The following is a 22,174-nucleotide window of genomic DNA, read 5'->3' as shown; positions in this document are numbered from 1 at the left end:
GAGCGAAAGGCGCGACACTCCTGCAGGAACAGCACGTGCGGGAAATCCATTTTTGCGGCGACCTGCCGAAAAAATTAGTTGAGCCGTGCCTGCGGAAAGGGAGCGCCTGGAACGGAAATCAACGGTTTCTTACTATTTATGCTAAAAAGAAAAAACTGTAGGCAAACTCAAATTTCTTTAAGTTTGTCTACAGAGTGAGGAGCTTTTATCATTCATAAAAAATCGTTTTGTTCAGAGCATTTACAGTCACCCCATTGACAAAGCTCTTCTTGCATTATTTGTCCATGACAAAGGCCGTTTTGCCACGCTGATCTGCACTTAAATAGCCAGCTGTTAGTAATTGGTCATGCCATAATTTTTCAATGATAGCTGCTTTGGCAGCATCGCTTTCTTTCGTAGATAGTTCTACTATGATTTCTCCTTGATAGTTCCAAACTTCAATATCTGCTTCATAACCGGCATAGCTTCCTTTATACGTTGTCGCCTTTGCAGGACCGTAAAATATAGTCTGTGATAATGTATTGTTATACCATGCTTCCGAATCCCAAGTTAAAATTTTCTTCGGAACGTTTTCTAAAATTAATTTCTTTGCTGCACTAGTATCCACTGTATCGTAGGAAACTTTAGAGGTTGCCTTTAATGACTCTTTTCGACTTATTGTGAACGTACGATTACCGCCCTTAATATCCAATTCAAATTTATAGTTAGATTCAGAGCCTGTGAAACCATGACTTTCGGTGATGGCAATTGCCTCATTTAGCGGGGTATTTAGCAATCTTTTTTTATACGTAATATCGATTTTATTGCTATCTTTATAAACACGTAAGCGGTTGTTATAGTCTGCACTTCGAAAGTGCTTACTCGGTGTATCGAAGTAGTAAATTTTCACTTCATCTTTTTTAGTGGAACTAAAAGTACTTAAGATGTTAGCTTCATTGAATAGCTCCGATTTAATATTATATTTAATCTCATGACCAGGTTCGATTGCTGCTTTCACCTGTGTGACACCCATCACGCCAATACTTAGTAATACAAGACCAATTAGACTTAGCTTCAGGGCCATTTTCTTAACATGGTTCATCATATATGTCATCCTCATTTCCTATAATTTTTAACAATGTAGTTTCTTTAGTTGTTAACTGACTGTGAAAATAGATGATTTCTTGAGCGTTTATTTTTTTCGATAGCTCTATGATGTCATGATAATCAGGATGTGTTTTGTAAAAAAACTGCTTCGCTCGATCTTGCGCTAAATTTTTTATATTACGGGCTTTCTTACAGTACCCAGTAAACATAACAATTGCTGTTGGAAAATCGGTCAGCAGTTTCGATATTATCGACTCGTCACGCTCTGGGACAAAATAGATGGCGTTCTCACTGACTACCTTAGTCTGCAAGCAATCACTGTTAAATACTTTCAACATTGTGTTATACGTTGAAAACAATAGATTTTCTGGCGCATCGACATAATCTTCAAAAAAGGTCAAGAATGCATTGTCTACACTTAGTTCTCTTACCGTATGCTGAAAAAGATAAGTCGCAATATCCGCGGTTTTTCCTGAAAAAGAAGATGGAAAAATAATCGGGCAACTTGAATTGGCATTGATAAAGTTCGTGATTTGCTGCAACACTTCGACATTCTTGATGCACTTCTCAATATGTCCGCTATCGATAAATGCTAAATCATACCCCCTATCATCCTCTGTCGGGAGAGTGGCCTTTAATAGATAGGAATCCACGACATAATCTCCTGAGAAAAATATCACCTCCTCTAAAAAGCGAATTTTGTACCATACACTGCCAATTACATGACCACTATAGCCCCATTGAAAGGACAGACTATCGCTAATAGTTAACCAGTTACCACTTGACTCTGGCTGAAATATTGTTATATTTTCATACGTTTGTTTGAGTTGATGCGCTGTCATTTTACTCATAAATATCTGTCCGTTGTAGCCCCATTTATCAAGTAACGGGAGTGCACCTACATGGTCAATATGCGCATGAGAGATAAACACAGCATCTAGCTTAGCCACATGGGCATGGGTTAAATCCGGGGGCGTTTTCTCATGATTATTCATCACACCACAATCCAGAAGAATGGCCCGCCCTTCATTTTCGAGATAAAAACAGTTACGACCATACTCCCCAACTCCCCCCAAAATTTCAACATTAAGCACTTGCATGTCCTCCCCGTTTTTGAAGCCAAGCTAATACGAACATAAACATTACTGTCATAGCGACTGTAATAACTGCAACAGCCATCCCTACGCCAACGTTTCCTTGCTCAAATTGGCTGTAGATAAATGTTGCACCCGTCTCAACAGAGGGTGGCAAAATAAGCAATCCTGCTACGAGCTCACGCATTGAAATAATAAAAGTCATCATCATGCCAGCAAGAATTCCCTGCATTAATAATGGAATAAAAATAGAACGATACATGTCCCAACTACTACGTCCGAAAATAGCGGCTGATTGAAAAATCGATTGATCCAACTGCGATAAAGATGATTTTGTATACTGCACAGAATAGGGTAAAAACAGCACACAATACGTCACAACTACCATCGCCTTCGTGTTATAAATAGTCGCTGGCAACCATGGTGCATTCCAAAACATTATTAAACCGACGACAAAGACAATTCCTGGTATGATATTCGGCATGAGACTAAAGAAATCTAACACTTGCTGCTTTTTCCCTTCGCCTTTTTTAATATAGAGTGCAATAAATAATCCAATAATTGCCGTAATGACCGCTGTAAGTATTGAAAAAACAACACTATTTAGAAATGCCGATAAGCCAGCACTTCCACTTGTAAACACTGCCTGATAAGATGCTAGACTGAAATTACCGGCACTCAAACCATCTCCTCGTACTTTTTGCAACGAGGTTACAATAATTGAAAAATACGGAATAGCAATTGAAAACAGCAGCACCATTCCTACAAATAGCCATGAGCCTAGCTTGATATACCACTTATCTTTCATGTCGCGAACAGCAGGGGTTTTGCCAGAAAGCACGCTGTATGTATATTTACGTCCTATGAGATTTTGGAAATACCAGATAACTAGACACACTGATAGTAAAAACAAAGAAAGTGATGTCGCCATACTAATATCTACCGGCCATCTTGAAAGATAAGAGTGGATTTCTGTCGTAAAAACTTGAAAACCTATGCGACTTCCAAAGGTTGCAGGCGTCCCAAACTCTGCTAACGTTTTGATGAAAATTAGCAATATGCCTAGAACATAGCTTGAAACCAGTAAAGGCAAAACAACCTTTGTCCAATTGCGCCAAGAGCTACGTCCAAAAATTAGTGCAGCATCTAAAAATGAACCATTGATCCTTAACAATGTATTTTTCAACATTAAGTATAGAAAAGGAAACAGATGTAGACTCATAATCATGACCATTCCAAATAAGGAGAAAAAGGTATTGGACAGCCATGTTGCACTTGGCATTAATTGCTGTAAAAAGCCATTATTCTGCATAAACAGTATCCATCCCATAGAACCAATATAAGGTGGTGTCATAAAAGGAATAGTTAAAATAATATCTAACCATTCAAATTTATGTAAACTCGTTCTTGTACGAATCAATGCCATTGGCAAGGCTAATATCGTTGTGCCCAAAATTACTAACAAACCTAATAATAAGGAGTTGCCCAGCGTATGCCATAATCTATCATTAGCAAACATTCTATTAATCTGCGAAACATCTAAATGCCCATCATTGACAAATGTATAATAGACAATAGCTATTAATGGCGCGATAGCAAACGTTGCGACAATCGTCAGTAATAAGCCAAAAGTGCGTCTGCCTTCCATTATCATTGTTGCTTCATTCCTTCCTAAGAAAACATGGGTGGAGCTATACCTATTAGCAGTAAGTGAAAAATTCACGCCCCCTGCGGGACAACAAACTGGCAAGATCCCACAGATGTGGTTGCATCGTGCAGACTCGCCATCCCCCGCTTAAAATGAGCGCTTTTTTCTATGAAAATTGTTGAACTTTACATTTGCCTCTTATCGAAAAATATCATTAAATTTAGTTAAAATATCAAGTTGCTTCGCTTCTGCACCTTTCCAGTTCACATTTAACTGTGGAATTTCATCCAATGCTGCACGGTCTTTCACAGGAATTTCGTTATTGCCGGGTAGTAAATAAGCATCTGTGACCAGTTTTTGTCCTTCATCTGACAGTAAGAAATTCACGTAAGCTTTAGCTCCTTCAACATTTTTAGCATCTTTCATAATGCCCACTGCTCGCGGAGATACAACTGTTCCACTCTTCGGATAAACAATTTCTACTGGCTCACCACTAGCTTTGGCTTTGTAGGCCATATAGTCTACACCTGAGATAGTTGCATTTTTATCCCCCGTAATCACAGCATCTAGCGCTTCCTTATTTGCCCCATTCACTTGTAGTCCATTCTTTTTCCATGATTGGATTGTATACCAAGCAGTTTTTTCTGCCTCCACATAGCCGTACAGGAAATCTACCGCAGAACCTGACAAACTTGGATCGGGGATATTAATCTTATCTTGCCATTCCGTTTTTGCTAAGTCTGCCCATTCTGTCGGAGCTTCTTTTGTATTTTTCGTATTGTAAGCAATCCCTAAGGCCGATGCACTATAGCCAAAGTAATAACCGTCTGCATCTGACCAATCGCTATTAATTTTAGTTGCATTTTCAGCTTCTTTATAGCTTTGTAGCTGATTTGATCCCTTTAATCCGTCCATTGATGCAACGGAAGCTAATACAACAACGTCTGCCACAGGATTATTTTTCTCTGCCTCTAAGCGAGATAAAATTTTCCCCGTCGTCCCTTGAAACATTTCTACTTTCATACCTGTTTTCTCTTCAAAGGCTTGCTGAATATTTGTTGCCAAACCATCTGGACCAGCGGAATAGACCGTTAATGTTTGAACTTCTTGCGGCTTTGCTTTCGCCGCATCATTACTGACACTTCCCGCAGATTGATTATTTCCGCAACCTGCCAATGTTAAAGCTAAAAGAACGCCTGCTGTTGCTAGTAAGTTAAAACGTTTCTTCACTGTAAACCCTCCAATTGATAGATTTGTTTTTTATCTACAAAAACTTCAAGTTGCTTGCCCTGTTCAAGTGGCACAGCTTCATAAAAGCTCCATTGCTTGCCTTCTACTTGCGCCTGCACCAAATAACGATCTCCAACAAAAGTACTTTTCACAATCATCGCTTGCTTGGCAATAGTTCCTGGGTGTTGATGCCTCGATACACCTTCTGGTCGCACAATACGGATACCTTTATCCAACCAATTAACTTTCCCAATAAAATCCGCTACATACGGTGTTGCAGGTGCATGATATATTTCTTCAGGTGAACCAACCTGTGCGATTCTACCTGACTCCATCACAATAATTTGATCTGACATTGTCATTGCCTCTGTTTGATCATGGGTCACAAAAATGGCCTGACAATCTAGTTCATGAATAATATGCATAATTTCATCTTGCATTTTTTCTCTTAGCACTGCGTCTAAAGCGGATAATGGTTCATCAAATAAAATTAGCTTTGGATTTGTGGCCAGTGCCCGTGCCAGCGCTACTCGCTGTTGCTGTCCACCTGATAATTCTCCCGGTTTTCGTTTTTCAAACCCCTCCATGTTCACCAATCGCATCACATACGCTACCCGTCCAGGGATTTCTGTCTTTGGCACGATTCCCTTTAAGCCAAATGCAATGTTTTGGAAAATGGTCATATGTGGCCAAAGGGCGAAATCCTGAAAGACCATGGCGATATTGCGCTTATTTGGCTTCACATTTTTGCGCAGCTTAGAAGAATAAATAATCGTGTCATCAAATGTGATTTCACCATTTGTTGGTCTTTCAAGACCTGCTAATATTTTTAATAATGTTGTCTTTCCACAGCCTGATTGTCCCAATATGGTGATGAACTTACTATCTAACTCCACATTAATTGGCCACAGCGCTTGTGACTGGCCATATTTTTTCTCTATATTTGTCATTGAGATTTTCATCGTATCCTCCTCATCTATCTCTACTATAAATTCCAGATATTTAGAAAATATTAACCTACTATTAACATGTCGTTAAAAAAATTCTAATAAACTAAAGCAAATGCAATACTTTATCTAATTTACTTTAGGAGGTTAAAATGAATCATCTAAAATTACAGGCATTTTGCCTACTCGTAGATTTTAAAAAACTAGCTCCTGTCGCTAAAGAGCTAGGGATTACACCCCCCACTGTATCCTTCCATATTCGCTCGATTGAAGAAGAATACAGCGTGCGCTTATTTCGTACGAATGCAGGCGGCTATCGCTTAACGGAAGCAGGTGAAGGGCTCTATCACTATGCACGCCAAATCGTGCAATTACAACATGACATGGATCGCTTCTTTGAAAAGCTTTTGGCCGGACATATTGGCTCCATCCGACTAGGTGCAAGTGGACTACCTGCGCATATTTTTATGCCTGATATTATTCATCAAATTTCCACGGCTTATCCAGACATTCGAATTTCCTTAGAAGTAAAAACAGCACCTGAAATCGAAAACATGGTGGCCCTTCAGGAACTCGATTATGGTTTGATCATGGAAACAAAACAACAACATCCATCCCTCGTCTATGAAACGATTGGCGAAGATTCGCTCGTATTAGCTTTAAGCCCTAATCATGAGCTGGCAACAAAAAAAGACATCTCAAAGTCAGATGTCCTTAAAAACAAAGTATTATTGCACACTTCATCCAGTTCAACTAATCATTTTATCGAAAAATGGATGGATCCTTTCCAGCCATCCTTTTATACGATTGAACTTGATTCTGTCAGTACCATTAAAAAGATGCTTACCTTTGGAAAAACCATTGCTTTTCTATCAGTTGCTCTTCTTGGGGATGAATTAAAATCTGGCCTATTGATGAAGAAAGATTTGCATGACATGACACTGACACGAAAAATTCAGCTCGTCTATCCTAAATCAAGATTAGACAATAAAATCGATGAATTTGTAAAAGAATCAATCTACGATATAGCTAGAAAAATGAATGCCATTCATTCATAATGCCCTCTTTCTACGCTCGTTCCACAAGACTCGCAGGTGCTCAAGCAACTGCGAGATCACTTGCTCGTTAGGATTGCGCGTACATCATACTACTATTGATAGCCTTTGACACATCTTGGTCATTGTAAAAACCACACCCGCCAGCATTCAACAATTTCTCTAAAAAATTTCCCCAGCCTGACATAATTACCTAACTTGCATTAATAACATAGATAGAAGTCTTTTGGATACCAATGGGAAGGAGGTATGACAATTTGCTTTCCGAGTTATTGAATAAGGAAACGATTCAAATTGCTCACAAGGTAGACAGCTGGAAGGATGCGATTCGCTTAGCTTCATCGCCATTATTGCAGCAACAGAAAATAGAACAGCGCTATTTAGAAGCGATGATACAGGCTATTGAAGAACATGGTCCCTATGTAGTGCTAACACCTAAAGTTGCGATTCCCCATGCGCGACCAACTGAAGGGGTCAATGAATTATCAATGAGCTTATTAAGCTTACAAAACCCTGTACATTTCGCACCAGATCAACCCGTTTACTTAATCATTGTCTTAGCGGCAATAGATGATGCGTCTCATTTACAGGCATTAGTCGATTTAACGCAAGTTTTACAGGAACCCACCCAAATCGACAGCATTATCGCTTGCCAGCATCCAGAAAACATTGTTGAAAAAATAAAACACTACGCTACAAAGGAGCAAATATAATGAAGATTTTAGTCGTATGTGGAAATGGATTAGGCAGTAGCTTCATGATGGCATTAACTGTTAAAAAGGCACTGACTGAACTCGGAAAAGAAGCCGAGGTAACACATACAGATTTATCAACCGCAACGGCAGAACAAGCAGATCTGTATATTGGCGCAGGAGATATTATGGATCAATTAGATGATGGCATGAGGAAAATTGTACGTATCGTTAATATGATGAGCATTTCAGAAATTAAATCAAAGCTTGCACCGTTGTTATAAAGTGCAACGTTAATCTGTGGGGTTGTGACTTCAAAAATGACATTGCCTCCATTTATTACATGTTGTAGTAAGTGGCTTGGCATCCGTTAGTAAGGGATTTTAAAAAATATTTGGATAGAATGAGGTGTTGGTATGTTAGATGTTATGATGAATGACATTTTAGGTACACCAGCAATACTAGTCGGCCTTTTCGCCTTTGTCGGCTTACTAATCCAAAAGAAATCCGCTTCAACCGTTCTTTCAGGTACGTTAAAAACAATTATGGGCTTTGTCATCCTTGGTGCTGGAGCAGCCGTGTTAATTGGCTCTTTAACGCATTTTAGTAAAATGTTCGATTTTGCCTTCAATGTGCAAGGGGTTATTCCAAATAACGAAGCCATTGTAGCAGCGGCTCAAACGAATTTTGGTACTGCCACTGCAATGATTATGGTATTCGGTATGATCATGAACCTACTGTTAGCGCGATTTACGCCTTTAAAATATATATTTTTAACTGGGCATCATACATTATTTATGGCGTGTTTAATCGCAGCTTCCCTTTCTGTTGGTGGTATGAGTGGTGCTCCGCTCATTATTGTTGGCTCTATACTATTAGGGATATGTATGGTGGTGTTCCCTGCCATTTTACAACCAACTGTACGTCAAATTACAGGCAGCGATGATTTTGCTGTCGGTCACTTTGGTAGCATTGGCTATTATGTATCGGCTAAAATTGGTAAACTCTTTGGAAATAAAGCAAAATCAACTGAAGCTATTAAAGTACCAAAATCTCTAGGCTTTTTAAGAGATACATCGGTTGCCGTTTCCTTAACAATGAGCATATTTTTCATCATTGTGGCATTGTTTGCTGGTCAATCTTATATTGAAAAAGAATTATCAGGCGGCTCTAACTTCATCGTCTTCGCAATTATTCAAGCCATTACTTTTGCAGCAGGAGTATACATCATTTTAGCAGGTGTACGCATGCTCATTGCAGAAATTATCCCTGCATTTAAAGGGATTGCAGATAAGCTCGTTCCGAATACCAAACCTGCATTAGATTGCCCAACGATTTTTCCATTCGCGCCAAACGCCGTGATTATCGGCTTTTTATTTAGCTTCCTGGCTGGTCTATTGTCTATGTTTGCCCTCCCTCTTATTGGGTTAAAAGTTATTGTGCCTGGTCTCGTACCCCACTTCTTCACTGGTGCAGCTGCGGGGGTCTTCGGGAATGCAACGGGGGGGCGAATCGGCTCCATGGCAGGTGCCTTTGCCAATGGCTTAATAATTAGCTTTATTCCAGCCATCCTGCTGATATTTATGGGGGATATTGGTTATGAAGGAACAACTTTTGGCGATTCAGACTTCGGTGTAGTAGGTATTATCATTATTAATATTCTAAAATTATTTGGAGCGGTGTAAATGAATTGGTTAGGAAACGAAACAAATTTTTTGCATCAAATGTTAATCGTTTAAATAGACAAAGGGGCCTTAGTAGCCCCTTTTTAAAGTGGATTAGATGTGACTTTTAATGCACAGATTAATTATTCTTAATATAGTAACTTTAATTTTAGTTCATATTATCTAGACTTTCGATTTTTTTAGCTTGCTGAAGTTTGCGATGATTACTTTTTCAATGGCTTCGTATTTAGTGATGACGGTTGTTATAAATGTTAATTTTGGCACTGTAAAGTAAATGATGCTTGCACAAGTAATACCAATAACAGCACCTACAAAAACATCTAATGGATAATGCACGCCTACCCAAATACGTGAAACGCCAACTAATATCGCTAACAAAATCCAGCCAATCCATCTTCCTTTTTTAAACAACCAAAATGTCATACAAAATGAAAAAAATAAAATAGTATGATCGCTAGGGAAAGAATTATCAATTGCTTTTTCGATTAATTGATTGGTATTTGCAAGCACAGCAAATGGTTGGTGATTAAAATGCAATAATCCTGCAAACTTCCCTATAATTTCAGCCAAAATGAACGCAATACCTGCGCAAATAAGCATTATTTTATTTTCTTTATTTTTCGTAAACCACAACAGTATAACAAAAATAGCTAAGAAAAAAACTGTATATTCAGCAATGATAATCATTGGTAAATTGATGTATGGAAATTCTTTCCCTAGACTATTAATCATTCTGAATAAATTATTATTTATTTCCGATATATTCAAGATTCTCTCTCCTTTTAAGCTTTATACAGCTATGTTAAGGAAAAAGATACCGATGAACCATCGTTTAGGATGACAATAAAAAGTTTAGTCTAACATTATTGTCACTTTGACTCGAAACTTGCTTATTTCTGCTTGAGGTAGGTGTCCTACTGACCGTTAATGTGGGAAAAAAGAGACCCTCCATTGTCATTCTCAAATGCTTGTTTCCATAATTCACATTCACATGTATCCAATATAGTTAATGCTTTTACAAGCCACTATACACCGAAAATGCATCCGTAATATTAAATTGTTCGGTATGATGGTCACCCTCAGCTCCTACTGTAACGAGGATATATTCTTGCTCATTTATGACAGCTAGACTTGCTAGACATAAGCCAGCTTTTTCTGTATAGCCTGTTTTGCCGCCGATAATCTTTCCTTTAGGTAAGTCACTTGAACTAATATTTTTGAACATGCGATTTGTAAATGTTATGCCTTCTGGATGCAGATTGGTCGGGGATGTAGAGTGCCTTTGTGCTGTGTACACATCACGAAATATGTTGTTTGTTAATGCATATTGTAGAAGTATTGAAATATCTTTAACACTTGTATAATGGTCATGATGATGGAGGCCAGTTGCATTCGTAAAATGCGTGTCTTTCATCCCTAACTGTTGTGCTTTGTCATTCATGAGTTTGACAAATTTTCTCTCTGACCCTGCTACAAAATTTGCTAAACCAATAGATGCTTCTGCTCCAGATGGCAACATCGAACCATAAAGTAAATCCTTAGCGGTTACCTCTTCATTTGCAAGGAAGCCTGCCATTGAAGCATTTTTTTTATATAAATCTGCAAATATACTTTGAGGAAGAAAAACCTTTTCATTTAATTCCGGTATATTTTCAATTGCTACAAGTACAGTCATTATTTTTGTTAAAGAAGCCGGATAAATGACTTCTTCACTATTCTTGTCCAGTAAGATTTTATTTTCATCCAAATTGACTAATACAGCATTTGAACTGTGTAAATCAATATCCAAACTTTCATCACTTTTCGTTGGCATCTCCATCTGAGGCGAGTCCAAAATGTCTTCCATTGGATTCTTCGAATTTTCTTTTACAAATAAAATAAACATTAAAATAATGACTATGCTTAACAAGAGACTAAATATACTCTTTTTCTTTAACATAAAAACAACTCCTTTTCTCATTGTCTCTATTGAAACATAGAAAAAGGAGTCCTTTTTTAATAATCCATTATAGAAATCTTAAGTTTTCTTAAGAATGTGGAATTTGTACTGTAAACACTGTGTTGTCATCGTTACTCGTTGCAGATATACTTCCGCCATGGGCGACAATAATCTCATTGGCAATCGCCAGTCCCAGCCCCGCACCACCTGTCTGTGTAGATCGGGAAGAATCTAAGCGATAAAATTTTTCAAAAATCATCTCTAACTTTTGAGGAGGAATTGCCTTTCCCCTATTTGTAAATGTAATGATTGTTTGGTCTATTACATTTTCCGCACTAATTTCAATGGTACTGTTATCATCACTGTATGCTATGGCATTTTTAAAAATATTATTAAATACCCTTGCTAACTTATTGGCATCAGCAAAAATCTGAATATCCCCTTGAATATTCACAACGGCTTGCTGTCCTTTTGGCGCTAACAAAGGATAAAATTCATCTGCCAATTGCAGTAACATATAGTTTAAATTAATGGCTTCCTTATCTAAAATAATGGACTGCAGGTTAAATCTTGTAATTTCAAAAAATTCATTGATTAATTGCTCAAGTCTATATGATTTATCTAATGTAATCTTTGCATATTTTTCTTTTTGCTCGACAGGCATATCCTTCGCTTCATCCAACAGACTCAAGTACCCAATAATGGATGTCAGAGGTGTTTTGATATCATGCGCTAAATAAACAACAAGATCATTTTTTCGTTGTTCAGCTTCTTGCGCATCCTTTGCCCGTTTTTCTAATTTACTTTTCACAGTATTTAGCTTCTTTTCCATGAATTCAAGCTCTGAAGGGAGTCGTATCTCTTTATCTGATTCATCAGAAAGCATCGTTACACCTGTACTAATCAAAATAAAATAACGGGTAAAACGAGAAAGAGCTACATAAAAAATGACCAGAAGTAAAATAATGAGTCCGATAGCTAACCATAAATGTTTATTCTGCTGAAATAATATTCTGTACGCATTTCGTGCTGCGTAATAGTCTAACTGAAGTACATCCTCACAAAATCTTATAAACCAGTCCGCAAAAGGTGCTTGTAACATACCATCAATTAAAGTGTAGTTGATAATATAACCAATAATCATGGTCAGTACTAATATGAAGATAATTTGTAGAATAATTTTCCTTTTTAACATTCCAAACTCATTTTTCAATTGTATAGCCCACCCCCCACACGGTTTTAATAAATTTTGGTTTTTCAGCAGAATCGTTCATTTTTTCTCGTAAATGTCGAATATGAACCATCACCGTGTTATTACTGTTAAAATATTTTTCTTTCCAAACTTCTTTGAATAATTCTTCTGAGCTAATGACTCTACCTCGATTTGAGCTTAAAAACCAAAGGATAGAAAACTCTGTAGGCGTAAGAGCTAATTGTCTCTCATTTAAGAAAACTTGCCGTGTATTGTGATTCAAGACTAGACCTGCAAAGTCAATAATGTCTTCATTTTGTTTTGTATCCTGATTATACTTAGTAAATCTCCGAATTTGAGCTTTTACACGAGCAATTAATTCTAATGGGCGAAAAGGTTTTGTTATATAATCATCTGCTCCTAACGAAAAACCATTTATCTTATCAATTTCCTCTTCCTTCGCAGTTAGCATGATCACCGGAAAATTAAATTTTTCTCTAATTTTTCGCAAAATAGTAAAACCATCAATACCAGGAATCATGATATCAAGAATGGCAAGATCCAACTTTACTGTGTCAATACAATGAAGGGCTTCTTTTGCTGTATAAAATTTAAAGACGTTGTAATTTTCATTTTTTAAGTAAACCTCTATTAAATCGGCAATTTCCTTCTCATCATCAATTACTAAAATATTTATACTCACTATGTTGTTCTCCTTAAAATAGTTTAAACCAAGAATTCACTCTAATATAAGTAGGTGCTGACCTTATTATTTCTATTCATCTCCCGTGACATATTATCATAAACATCGAAGTATATCACTGCTTTCAATATACTTGTCATTTAATCACTTTCTTCTTATGGCTTGCCGAAAGCAACACCCTGGATTCATCCATTTTTTGTAATTATCCAGTTAAAAAATAAATACCCCCTATCCTCTTTCCACATCCATTAAACCAAATAATTTGAAAATTTTTAAGTTAATACATAAATCTTCATAGTTATTTTGAAATTCTTAAGTACTTCTTAAGATAATCTTGATCCCAACGTTAACAATCAAGATGCCTGCTCCATGTGGAAAAATCAAAACGGCTACAGTGAAGAAGATCCCAACGGATTGGAATTTCAACTTTATATTTGTCATTCTTGTATCTTTGTTTCTTCGTTAACCAGTACAGCAGCTACAATACTTTCATATGGATTCAAAGTTATTACTTCAACTTTAGCTTTATTATTTTCATCTATAAGTCGTTTCAAAATTTAAACCTTTAATTTTATTTGGTATCACTTCAGTGTCCAACAAATGGATTGCAGGTTCTATGAGGCAAAAAAACAATGCTGCAATTTAAAAAATTCAATTGCAGCATTGTTTCTATTTTGGTCCCGCAAGTCGCCCGATAGCTGATTACTTTCCATCAAGTTGCCCTTTGGCGCGCTCAATCATTTTTCGCTTTTGAATCTGTTCTTGTGTGAGTTGTAAAGTTAGCTTTAGCTTCTGTGTCCTCTCAGCTTGTTGAAGTGCAATGATGACTGCTGAAATTAAGCTAACTTCAGAAACTGGTTTCACTAGATAACCCATAACATTATCTTGCTTAGACTTTTCTACAAATTGTTTTTGACTATATGCAGTAATCAACAACACTGGTATATCCAGTTGACGACCAATAACCTCACTTGCTTTTAAACCATTTAGTTTTGGCATGTCTATATCCATTAACACAAGATCTGGTTTTAATTTATAAGCAAGTTCAATCGCTCGATCCCCATCTCCTGCTTCTCCGACTACCTCATAACCGTGATTCCAAAGCATTACTTTCAAGTCCAGTCTGATAATTGGTTCGTCTTCAGCAATCAGTATCCGTTTTTTCATAAAACACCACAACCTTTCTGAACAGAAAAATGATTATAGTATAATTAGTGTCATCAACATTGTTTTGCTTGAATTAATCAGTCCTATTTAACGGCTCGGCATGAATCCCTACCTCATGTTACGCTACTGCCATTATCAAAAAGGAACAGTTTGATTCTTAACTCCTTGATTTATAGTAAATAAATCGAACATAGGGTACATGTTGTCATTACTTACATGTTTAAATTTCTTTGCTGCGCAAAAGAAACGCCTGTACACTTAGCAAGAAGCATTTGTTCAATCAACTCAGATAAATAGGCACCAGCTTCAAGTGGTGTCAGTCCATCTTTATGAATATTTGAAATTACCGTCCGATCGGCTTCAACCGTTTTTTCAGTAGGTCGGTATATCATATATGCACTCAAGCTTTCATCTGTATTTAGACCTGGCCTTTCACCAATCAATGAAATCACTAGGTCACAATCAACAATAGCAGCTACTTGGTCTTGCACCCATACACGTCCTCGCTTAATAAAAAATGGCTTAGCGACGCTGATATTTTTTAATTTTAACCCTTGTATTAAAGCAGGCAATAAATTACCTACATTGGCTTCCACAGCCGAAGAACTCAAGCCATCACAAACAATAATTTGCACATCTTTTCGTTTATCTCCGTTTTCATCAAGAAACTTAACCGATTCATCTGACAGCTTTCGACCAGAATCTAAATCCATTAAGTAAGATTGCATATCACGAGCATTTGTCTCCAGCTTATGCAACCCTATCTCCCGAAGAAAATCATCACTTACACCTCTTGATACAGCATCCTGTGCAGCTGCATGATCAATTAAAAATTGTAAATAGCTTGTTGTCAACATGCGGGTGCCAGTTCGACCAATACCTATACGGGCAGGTGTAATACTTTGTGCTCGCTCAATAGATGCAGCATTATGCGGTTCTACAACGCCATTTATCCGTTTTTCTGGAAAATCTATTATCTCTTCCGTTCTTTGATGGCTATTGGCATTTGGCAAATTCAAGTTTTTCTGTACTTCTTCTACTACTCTTTGAACAATTTCTTGAATATTCATTGTATCCCCCTTCCCTTAATCAAAAATTGATAAGTCTCCCGCACGTTTTGTTAGCTTGCCATTTTCCATCAGGTCCATTTTTTCCAGCCATTTTTCAAATTCTCGAAGTGGTCGGAGTCCTAGAATCTCGCGTAAGCTAGCATCATCGTGATAGCTTGTATCTTGATAATTAAGCATAACATCATCCCCACCTGGTACGCCCATATAAAAATTCGCGCCTGCAACTGCTGTTATTATTCCTGCCACTTCCTGATCATTTTGATCGGCATTCATATGATTTGTGTAAGTGGGCGCAATTCCCATTGGCAAGCCATGCAATTTCCCCATAAACCCATCTTCCAAATCCGCTCTAATTAATTGGCGACCATCATACAGTGTCTCCGGTCCTATAAAGCCGGAAACAGTATTGACCATGAAAGGTTTCCAGTGGCGTGCATAGCCGTAGCTTCTTGATTCAAGCGTTTGCATATCTACACCATAGTCGGCATTTAAAGATACCTCCGAACCTTGGCCTGTTTCAAAATACATAAAGTTCGGGCCTGTTGATGTACCATAACGAGCCATCATCTCATATCCCTCATCAAGAATTTTTTTCGATATACCGAATGCTTCGTTGCCTTTTTGTGTGCCTGCTAAACTTTGAAACATAAGGGCGATAGGTGCCCCCTGTTTTAGTGCTTCCATTTGTGTTGTGATATGGGCCAAAACACAATTTTGCGTTGGGATTTGCCATTTCTCAATAAATTCATGTGAGATTGTCAAAAGACTTTTCACGGATTCAACCGTATCTACATTCGGATTAATACCAATAACCGCATCACCTGCTCCGTAGGATAACCCTTCTTTAATTGAATACAAAATTCCTTCTGGAACATCATTTGGATGATTTGGCTGACAACGAAATGCCAAGCGGCCAGGCTCCCCTATTGTAGTATTACAATGTGCTTGATATTTCATTTTCTGGGATGCAAGAACAAGATCAATGCTTGACATAAGCTTGGCAACAGCTGATATCATTTCACTCGTCAATCCCCTCGAAAGCCTTAATAATTGATACGCACCTGTATCAGATGACAAGATATAATTTCGCAGTTCTCCAACTGTCCAATTTTGAATATCTTTGTAGATCGTGTCGCTAATATCATCATAAATCAAGCGTGTTACTTCATCTAACTCATATGGAATAACCGGATTCTCATAAATCTCTTTCAGCTGCATCTCACTAAGTACTACTTTTGCTGCCATACGCTCTAGGGATGATTGTGCTGCTATACGCGCCATCACGTCCCCAGATTTCATTTCACTTGCTTTTGCAAGTACCTCCCTTACCGACGAAAACGTATAGTGAGTTCCTTTTACAACACAGGACAATTTCATCATTTAACACCCCTTTTTATGTTAAAGATTGCGATTAACGAAAAAAAAAGCGCTTTCACAATTCCCTGAAGAAATTTTCTTCAGGCGTGAAAGGCGCCTTTGCCTCAAATATTATTTTGGTTCATTTTACACTATTCGTAAGGATTTTGTAAAGAGAGCTTCCTCTTTTCGAAAATAAATACCTGTTAGATTAGAGCTCAATCCTTTTCTGCTCATTTCCGCTCGAATTGCTCGCTACGGACAAGACAAAAGCTTCCTCGAAATCTTGTACAACTAAATTTCTTTGGGGTGACTTGCTTTGAATTCTCTACGCTACAATGAATTAGTTTCACTAGTAGCTACTACTAATTTATTTTAACTGATCGTATTAACTAACGTTGATAGCTATTAAATCGGAAAGGTTATCGAAACTTTTGTGCCTTTGTCGGACAGTGGGAATGACAGAACCCCTTGCAACCTCTCTTCCACTAACATATTCACAAGATGTAATCCTAAAGAAGACATATCGCCTGTGGAAAAAGAATCTCCTATCCCACATCCATCGTCCATTACGATAATAGTGGCCATTTGTTTTCGTTGCCTTAAAATTATTTCAATATTCCCGCGATTCAACGCAGGAAAAGCATGTTTTATGCTATTTTGAACCAACTCATTGACAATCAGTGCAACAGCTGTTGCTTTCTCGGGAGAACAGAATACCGATTCTCCTTCAACAGACACAGCAATATCTTGACCTGGAATAATGGATGAAGAGACTAGCAATGTAGAAATTTGTTGTATTAAAAATTTAATATCTGCTTCCTCAATGCCGCGCTGTGCCAAATAATCATGAACCAAAGCCATACTGGATATACGCGATATACTGTCATGAAATACCTCCGTTACTTCCACCGAATGACACCGTTGCATTTGTAATCGCAGTAAACTAGAAATAACTTGCAAATTGTTTTTGACGCGGTGATGGATTTCCTGAACAACAATGGCTTGAAATACACTTTGCTTTTCCTCACTATTGGTCGCATTTATAAGTTGCTCCATATTTTTTTCGTTCTGTACTTCTTGGGAGATATCCCTTTCTTTAATTAACACGGCAATGGTCTCCCCACCCAGGTCTTTTATAGGAATAATGTCTTGTTGCATGATTCCACGCTCCTCCGTTATCCCTCTTGATTTAAAAATTAGTTTGCCAGTTTTTAAACTAAATATTACACCTGGTTCCGTTTCTTCAAATGCTATATGCCCTAACATACTTTTTTTATACAAAGTAGGCGTCGTAGTAGGTTTTGCTTCAGCTACAACTAAAGATGCATTGTCTTTTTTCAACAGACAATTAATAAATATATCTGCTTGAGAAAGGTCAGCTATTATCTGCAGGTTCTGAGCCGCAACTAAAATAATTTCACACTGTTCATTTGATAAACCGGTTAAGTGGTTTAAGTCTAAAATTTCTTTCATGACCTATACGTCCCCTTTTTCTAGTTTTCAAACACTATAGCAAAAACAAAAAGTGTGTTCAATGTAACAAACTAGTAAATCGATTTAACATATCTACATCCTCGGGGCCTTCAGACCATGCTTTTCTTTGCAGAAGTCACCGCCTGCGCTCCAATCAACAAGTATACGGGGGTTATTAAGATGATGGATAGGATGAAGAAATATAAATAATGAACGACAACAATTAGAAGTGCTGACAATGGACCAAATAGTGCCTGAAGACCATTTCGTACGCAAATTGTAAGCTGCTATTGATCTTAATTTTATCTATCCATTAGTAGCATATCAGGTCTCGAAAATACTTAATGTTTACAGTCTCTTTTCTTTTCAACATAGAAGCATCTATATGAGCCCGTTGCTTTCTACTATGGCGGACGCTTTTCGCAGGCATGGCTTCAGTCTCCTCGTCACTTCGCTTCTGCGGGGCCTTCATTCCATGCTATTCTTTGCAGAAGTCGCCGCCTGCGCTCCAATCAACTAGTGTACGTCTATAAATAATTGCGGTGATGGCTAGAATGAACCTGTCTTTGCGGGTGCCAAAGAAGGCATGGTATATGTTGAAAAACCTTACGAGGGATACAAAAATTGTTTCAAAAGGTATTCGCAATGTGATTATTTCGAATACCTTTTGTCATCAATCTGAAATGAGCTTAGACTGATTAACGAAAACCCTCGTTAAATCAATACTCATATCATTCGATAAATCCTATTTTAAAAGTTATTTTTCCGTTTGCGAGTGTAGCTTCAGCAGAATAGCCTAATTGCTCTGCAAGACTTTTAACGGTTGCAAGTCCAAGCCCAGTACCTGAAAAATGCTTGTCACGAGAACTTTCTCCGACATAAAAAGGCAGCCATATTCTAGAAATATCAATAAGAGTTGTAGCATTACTAATTTCAAACACGCCATTTTCTTCAAGGGAAATATCTATATCATCTCCTGAAGTGTATTTTACTGCATTACTAATCATATTCTCTAAAATAAAATGGACTTTTTCCTGCTCTGCCTTCAGTATGAATTCAGTAGCATCCGTTTTAAGTTGAATTATTTTATCCCCTTGTATCGGTTGATAACTATTCACTATCTCTTGTATTAACTCAATTAAATCAAAACTGGTTTTTTTAGAATCGTTTTCTTCCGTTTTAGCAAAATAAAGCATATCTGTAATTATTTTTTCCATTCTATCAACTTGCTTATTAATAACTGTTAGATAAGTCCCATCATCTAAACCGTCTTTTATTCCACTCGAATACACCTTTATCAGGGCAAGAGGCGTTTTAAGCTCATGTGTTAAACCTATCATAAATTGCTTTAAATCAATGTTGCGTTTTGTTAATATCTGTTGCGCTGATTCAAGTGCCTTACTCATTTTATTGATACTTCTCGCAAGTTCCTCGATTTCATCACCTGTTCGAATTTCAGCCTGCTTAAAATCCAACTCCCCAATTTCTTTTGCCACTTTTTTAAGTTCATTTAGCGGACTTGTTAGTTTTCGAGATAGAATGGCTGTAACTACCATAATCACGAATATACTAATGGCTAAAAGAATTAGGTTAAATCGATTAATAAAATAAGCAATGTCAGTAAATTTAGCCATAGAGGACCCAATCATCATTAGCTGGTTACCTTCTTTTGCATAATGCACAATAAAACTAGACTTTTGTTTCCCTTGATCATAAAGCTTGCCCACAATTTTATCTTCAGCCACTTTTTGTAATACTTCATGAGAAACCCAAAATTTATTAAGGGCAATATGTTCTCTTGACAGTTGTTGTTTTAAGTTTTCATTAAGGTCATTTATATTATCATCAAGCGATACTGAAAGTATCGTTACATCAAATTGACGCTCCACCAAGCTTTCATCATCATAATTCTGATAAGCGACCAAAGCATTCGTTACTTTTTGGTTCAATTGATAGAGATAAAATTTTGGTAGAAAAAACTGGCTCACCACAAGAGAAATGCTAAAAGTGATGATTACAACAAGCGTGATATAAATAGTCAATTTTGTTCCAATTTTATGTTTCATTCGCTTGTACTATATCCAACACCTCGATGCGTTTGGATAATATCCTCTCCAATTTTTTCCCGCAGGCGCCGAATATGTGTGTCTACCGTTCGTGGATCACCCATATAATCCATACCCCAGACCAAATCTAGCAGTTGATCTCTAGTTAATATTTGTCTTCTATTTTGACTAAATACACGTAAAAGTTGGAATTCAGTTTTTGTTAAATCTAATTCTTTTCCCTCTCGCCAAACGCGTTGGCTTGAGATATCGAATGAAACATCATTTAGTCGTTGAACGGATTCCATTTGCAGTAATTTTTTCACTCTCATAATTAACACCTGTGGATAAAATGGTTTATTTACATAATCATCTGCACCATCAGATAGAGCAAGGTATTCATCTTCTCCTGTGTCTCTAGCCGTTAGAATTAATACTTTAATTTTTTGTGTCTCCTTCATCTCGCGACAAACTGTAATGCCATCTTTTTCTGGCATCATCCAATCCAAAATGGCCAAATCAATTTTTTCATGATAGAAAATATCAAGGGCCTCTGCTCCATTTGTAGCAGTAAATACCGTAAATCCTTCCCTTTGAAAATAGCTCTGCAAAATCTTTAACATGTCTAGTTCATCATCTGCAATAAGGATATTCATTTTATCTAACTCCTACTTGTCATATTTCCCTAAATTATACTGTTCGATAATAGCAATTAATTTTTCGGGATACAAAGGATCTGTGGAATAGTGGCTTTTTTTCAATGCATAGGCTGCCTCTTGATAATTTGTTGCAGCAAGTACCTCATAATATTGTTGTTCATTCCAACTCGTTCCCTCTAAAATTAATTTACTATGGTCAATTAACGCATTTTTCCAATCTGGATAAGCTCTAAATTCAGCTTCTATTGTATAACTTTTATTATTCTTATATTCAATCGTAGGCATTTTTACAGACTTTCCTTGATACCGTCCTTTTATGCCAAAAAGGTTATTTGCGTTTACAGCCAATTCACTTTTGCCAAAATTCGATTCTAAAATAGCCTGTGCTATCGTTACACTAGGAAATATGCCACCTGTTTGTTGGTTTATTTCCACAGCTATTGGTCCAATGTCATCTATAAAATGGATTTCCTCTCTACTATCTTTTAATAAAAGTCTCATCATACAAAAAACAGATAGTATACCTAACACGACTGCTAGTAGAATTAGTGAAGCTTTTTTAAATTTAATTATTTTCATTGTTGAACCTCGTTTCAAATGATTTAATTTCTTGTATCTTAAAACAAGAATGTTACATTCATTTGACAAAATTTTTTTGGGGATTAGTTTTTTAAATGCTTTATAGAGAATTGAAAGCTACACTGAACAGGCCTCATGTTAAAAAGAAATCTCTGAGTAATAGTAACAAAAAGAAAATATAGTAATACATTGACCCGCCAAATCTTCTTGGTTTTCCCCCCAACTTTCACTTTACCAGGATAACTGTATGTGAAGCCTTTATGTAATTATTAAAAAACTGAATTATAACAAATAAAAAAACCTCTTACATTGTAAAAGGTTTGAACTGCGCCCCAATTGTTAGACACAATCTAACAATTGGAGGTGCAGTTTTTCTATGGTCAAATATACTGCCGAAAATAAATTACAAGCTGTTGAGCGTTACTTAAGTGGAAATGGAAGTTCCCATGATATAGCTAAATCTTTGGGAACTGATAATAAAGCAATCCTTAAATGGGTGAAACAATTCGAACATAATGGGGTAGATGCATTTATTAAACGATGTACAACTT

Annotated in this window: 21 protein-coding genes; 5 read left to right on the top strand and 16 right to left on the bottom strand. The window is 37.0% G+C overall.

The annotated features are described in order from the left end of the window. Window positions 1-274 precede the first annotated feature (274 nt). From H131_RS08640 to H131_RS08620, 5 genes are all read right to left on the bottom strand, one after another. Window positions 275-1,084 (bottom strand): CYTH domain-containing protein, encoded by an 810-nt coding sequence (locus H131_RS08640; RefSeq protein WP_230491833.1) that lies wholly within the window; start codon window positions 1,082-1,084, stop codon window positions 275-277. Next, window positions 1,068-2,180: an MBL fold metallo-hydrolase gene (locus tag H131_RS08635; RefSeq protein ID WP_010858721.1), complete on the bottom strand. Its 1,113-nt coding sequence runs from the start codon at window positions 2,178-2,180 to the stop codon at window positions 1,068-1,070. Before H131_RS08635 ends, H131_RS08640 begins: the two co-directional genes overlap by 17 nt. Then, a complete protein-coding gene (locus H131_RS08630) occupies window positions 2,173-3,834 on the bottom strand; it encodes an ABC transporter permease (protein WP_010858720.1) in 1,662 nt (553 codons plus the stop codon). Before H131_RS08630 ends, H131_RS08635 begins: the two co-directional genes overlap by 8 nt. Before the next feature lie 192 nt (window positions 3,835-4,026). Continuing rightward, on the bottom strand, window positions 4,027-5,058 hold the full coding sequence (locus tag H131_RS08625) for an ABC transporter substrate-binding protein (protein WP_010858719.1): 1,032 nt from the start codon (window positions 5,056-5,058) through the stop codon (window positions 4,027-4,029). Next, entirely contained in the window at window positions 5,055-6,020 is a 966-nt protein-coding gene (locus H131_RS08620; protein ID WP_010858718.1) for an ABC transporter ATP-binding protein, read from the bottom strand. The genes H131_RS08625 and H131_RS08620 overlap by 4 nt, the downstream gene beginning before the upstream one ends. A gap of 137 nt (window positions 6,021-6,157) precedes the next feature. Between H131_RS08620 and H131_RS08615 the strand changes: the two genes are divergently transcribed. The 4 genes from H131_RS08615 (at window position 6,158) to H131_RS08600 (ending at window position 9,437) form a co-directional block, all read left to right on the top strand. Next, window positions 6,158-7,063 (top strand): LysR family transcriptional regulator, encoded by a 906-nt coding sequence (locus tag H131_RS08615; protein ID WP_010858717.1) that lies wholly within the window; start codon window positions 6,158-6,160, stop codon window positions 7,061-7,063. Window positions 7,064-7,317: 254 nt separating this feature from the next. Beyond that, window positions 7,318-7,773, top strand: a complete 456-nt coding sequence (locus tag H131_RS08610) for a PTS sugar transporter subunit IIA (protein WP_010858716.1) — start codon at window positions 7,318-7,320, stop codon at window positions 7,771-7,773. Beyond that, window positions 7,773-8,036, top strand: a complete 264-nt coding sequence (locus tag H131_RS08605; RefSeq protein WP_010858715.1) for a PTS sugar transporter subunit IIB — start codon at window positions 7,773-7,775, stop codon at window positions 8,034-8,036. Before H131_RS08610 ends, H131_RS08605 begins: the two co-directional genes overlap by 1 nt. A 132-nt stretch (window positions 8,037-8,168) precedes the next feature. Continuing rightward, window positions 8,169-9,437, top strand: coding sequence for a PTS ascorbate transporter subunit IIC (locus tag H131_RS08600; protein ID WP_010858714.1), 1,269 nt, complete (start codon window positions 8,169-8,171; stop codon window positions 9,435-9,437). 162 nt (window positions 9,438-9,599) lie between these two features. Here H131_RS08600 and H131_RS08595 read toward each other — a convergent pair whose 3' ends face one another. The 11 genes from H131_RS08595 to H131_RS08545 all read right to left on the bottom strand — a co-directional run bounded on the left by H131_RS08595 (window position 9,600) and on the right by H131_RS08545 (window position 21,623). Beyond that, window positions 9,600-10,205, bottom strand: coding sequence for an undecaprenyl-diphosphatase (locus H131_RS08595; RefSeq protein WP_010858713.1), 606 nt, complete (start codon window positions 10,203-10,205; stop codon window positions 9,600-9,602). Window positions 10,206-10,452: 247 nt separating this feature from the next. Continuing rightward, a complete protein-coding gene (locus H131_RS08590) occupies window positions 10,453-11,376 on the bottom strand; it encodes a D-alanyl-D-alanine carboxypeptidase family protein (RefSeq protein ID WP_010858712.1) in 924 nt (307 codons plus the stop codon). A gap of 88 nt (window positions 11,377-11,464) precedes the next feature. Next, the gene (locus tag H131_RS08585) at window positions 11,465-12,571 is read right to left on the bottom strand and encodes a sensor histidine kinase (RefSeq protein WP_230491887.1); all 1,107 of its coding nucleotides are present in this window, start codon (window positions 12,569-12,571) and stop codon (window positions 11,465-11,467) included. A 7-nt stretch (window positions 12,572-12,578) separates the two neighbouring features. Beyond that, window positions 12,579-13,271 carry a VanR-ABDEGLN family response regulator transcription factor gene (gene vanR / locus H131_RS08580; protein ID WP_010858710.1) on the bottom strand — a complete coding sequence of 231 codons (693 nt, stop codon included), beginning with the start codon at window positions 13,269-13,271 and terminating at the stop codon, window positions 12,579-12,581. Window positions 13,272-13,973: 702 nt separating this feature from the next. Next, the gene (locus H131_RS08575) at window positions 13,974-14,438 is read right to left on the bottom strand and encodes an ANTAR domain-containing response regulator (RefSeq protein ID WP_010858709.1); all 465 of its coding nucleotides are present in this window, start codon (window positions 14,436-14,438) and stop codon (window positions 13,974-13,976) included. A gap of 212 nt (window positions 14,439-14,650) precedes the next feature. Then, window positions 14,651-15,508, bottom strand: a complete 858-nt coding sequence (gene eutC / locus H131_RS08570; RefSeq protein ID WP_010858708.1) for an ethanolamine ammonia-lyase subunit EutC — start codon at window positions 15,506-15,508, stop codon at window positions 14,651-14,653. Window positions 15,509-15,523: 15 nt separating this feature from the next. After that, window positions 15,524-16,885: an ethanolamine ammonia-lyase subunit EutB gene (locus H131_RS08565; protein WP_010858707.1), complete on the bottom strand. Its 1,362-nt coding sequence runs from the start codon at window positions 16,883-16,885 to the stop codon at window positions 15,524-15,526. A gap of 387 nt (window positions 16,886-17,272) precedes the next feature. After that, window positions 17,273-18,340, bottom strand: coding sequence for a sensor histidine kinase (locus H131_RS08560; protein WP_010858706.1), 1,068 nt, complete (start codon window positions 18,338-18,340; stop codon window positions 17,273-17,275). Between the two features lie 731 nt (window positions 18,341-19,071). Next, window positions 19,072-20,406: a sensor histidine kinase gene (locus H131_RS08555; RefSeq protein ID WP_010858705.1), complete on the bottom strand. Its 1,335-nt coding sequence runs from the start codon at window positions 20,404-20,406 to the stop codon at window positions 19,072-19,074. Next, window positions 20,403-21,041, bottom strand: coding sequence for a response regulator transcription factor (locus H131_RS08550; RefSeq protein WP_010858704.1), 639 nt, complete (start codon window positions 21,039-21,041; stop codon window positions 20,403-20,405). Before H131_RS08550 ends, H131_RS08555 begins: the two co-directional genes overlap by 4 nt. Before the next feature lie 12 nt (window positions 21,042-21,053). Continuing rightward, on the bottom strand, window positions 21,054-21,623 hold the full coding sequence (locus H131_RS08545; RefSeq protein ID WP_010858703.1) for a glycoside hydrolase family 73 protein: 570 nt from the start codon (window positions 21,621-21,623) through the stop codon (window positions 21,054-21,056). A gap of 376 nt (window positions 21,624-21,999) precedes the next feature. On the opposite strand from H131_RS08545, the gene H131_RS26090 reads away from it, so the two are divergent. Then, window positions 22,000-22,174 (top strand): IS3 family transposase (locus H131_RS26090; RefSeq protein WP_010858702.1); only part of this gene is annotated, 175 nt, incomplete at its 3' end.

Origin of the sequence: Lysinibacillus sphaericus OT4b.31 (assembly GCF_000392615.1) — a bacterium.
GTDB lineage: Bacteria > Bacillota > Bacilli > Bacillales_A > Planococcaceae > Lysinibacillus > Lysinibacillus sphaericus_B.
The sequence above is the reverse complement of the archived record's forward strand: the minus strand, read 5'-3'. Positions and strand labels throughout refer to the sequence as shown.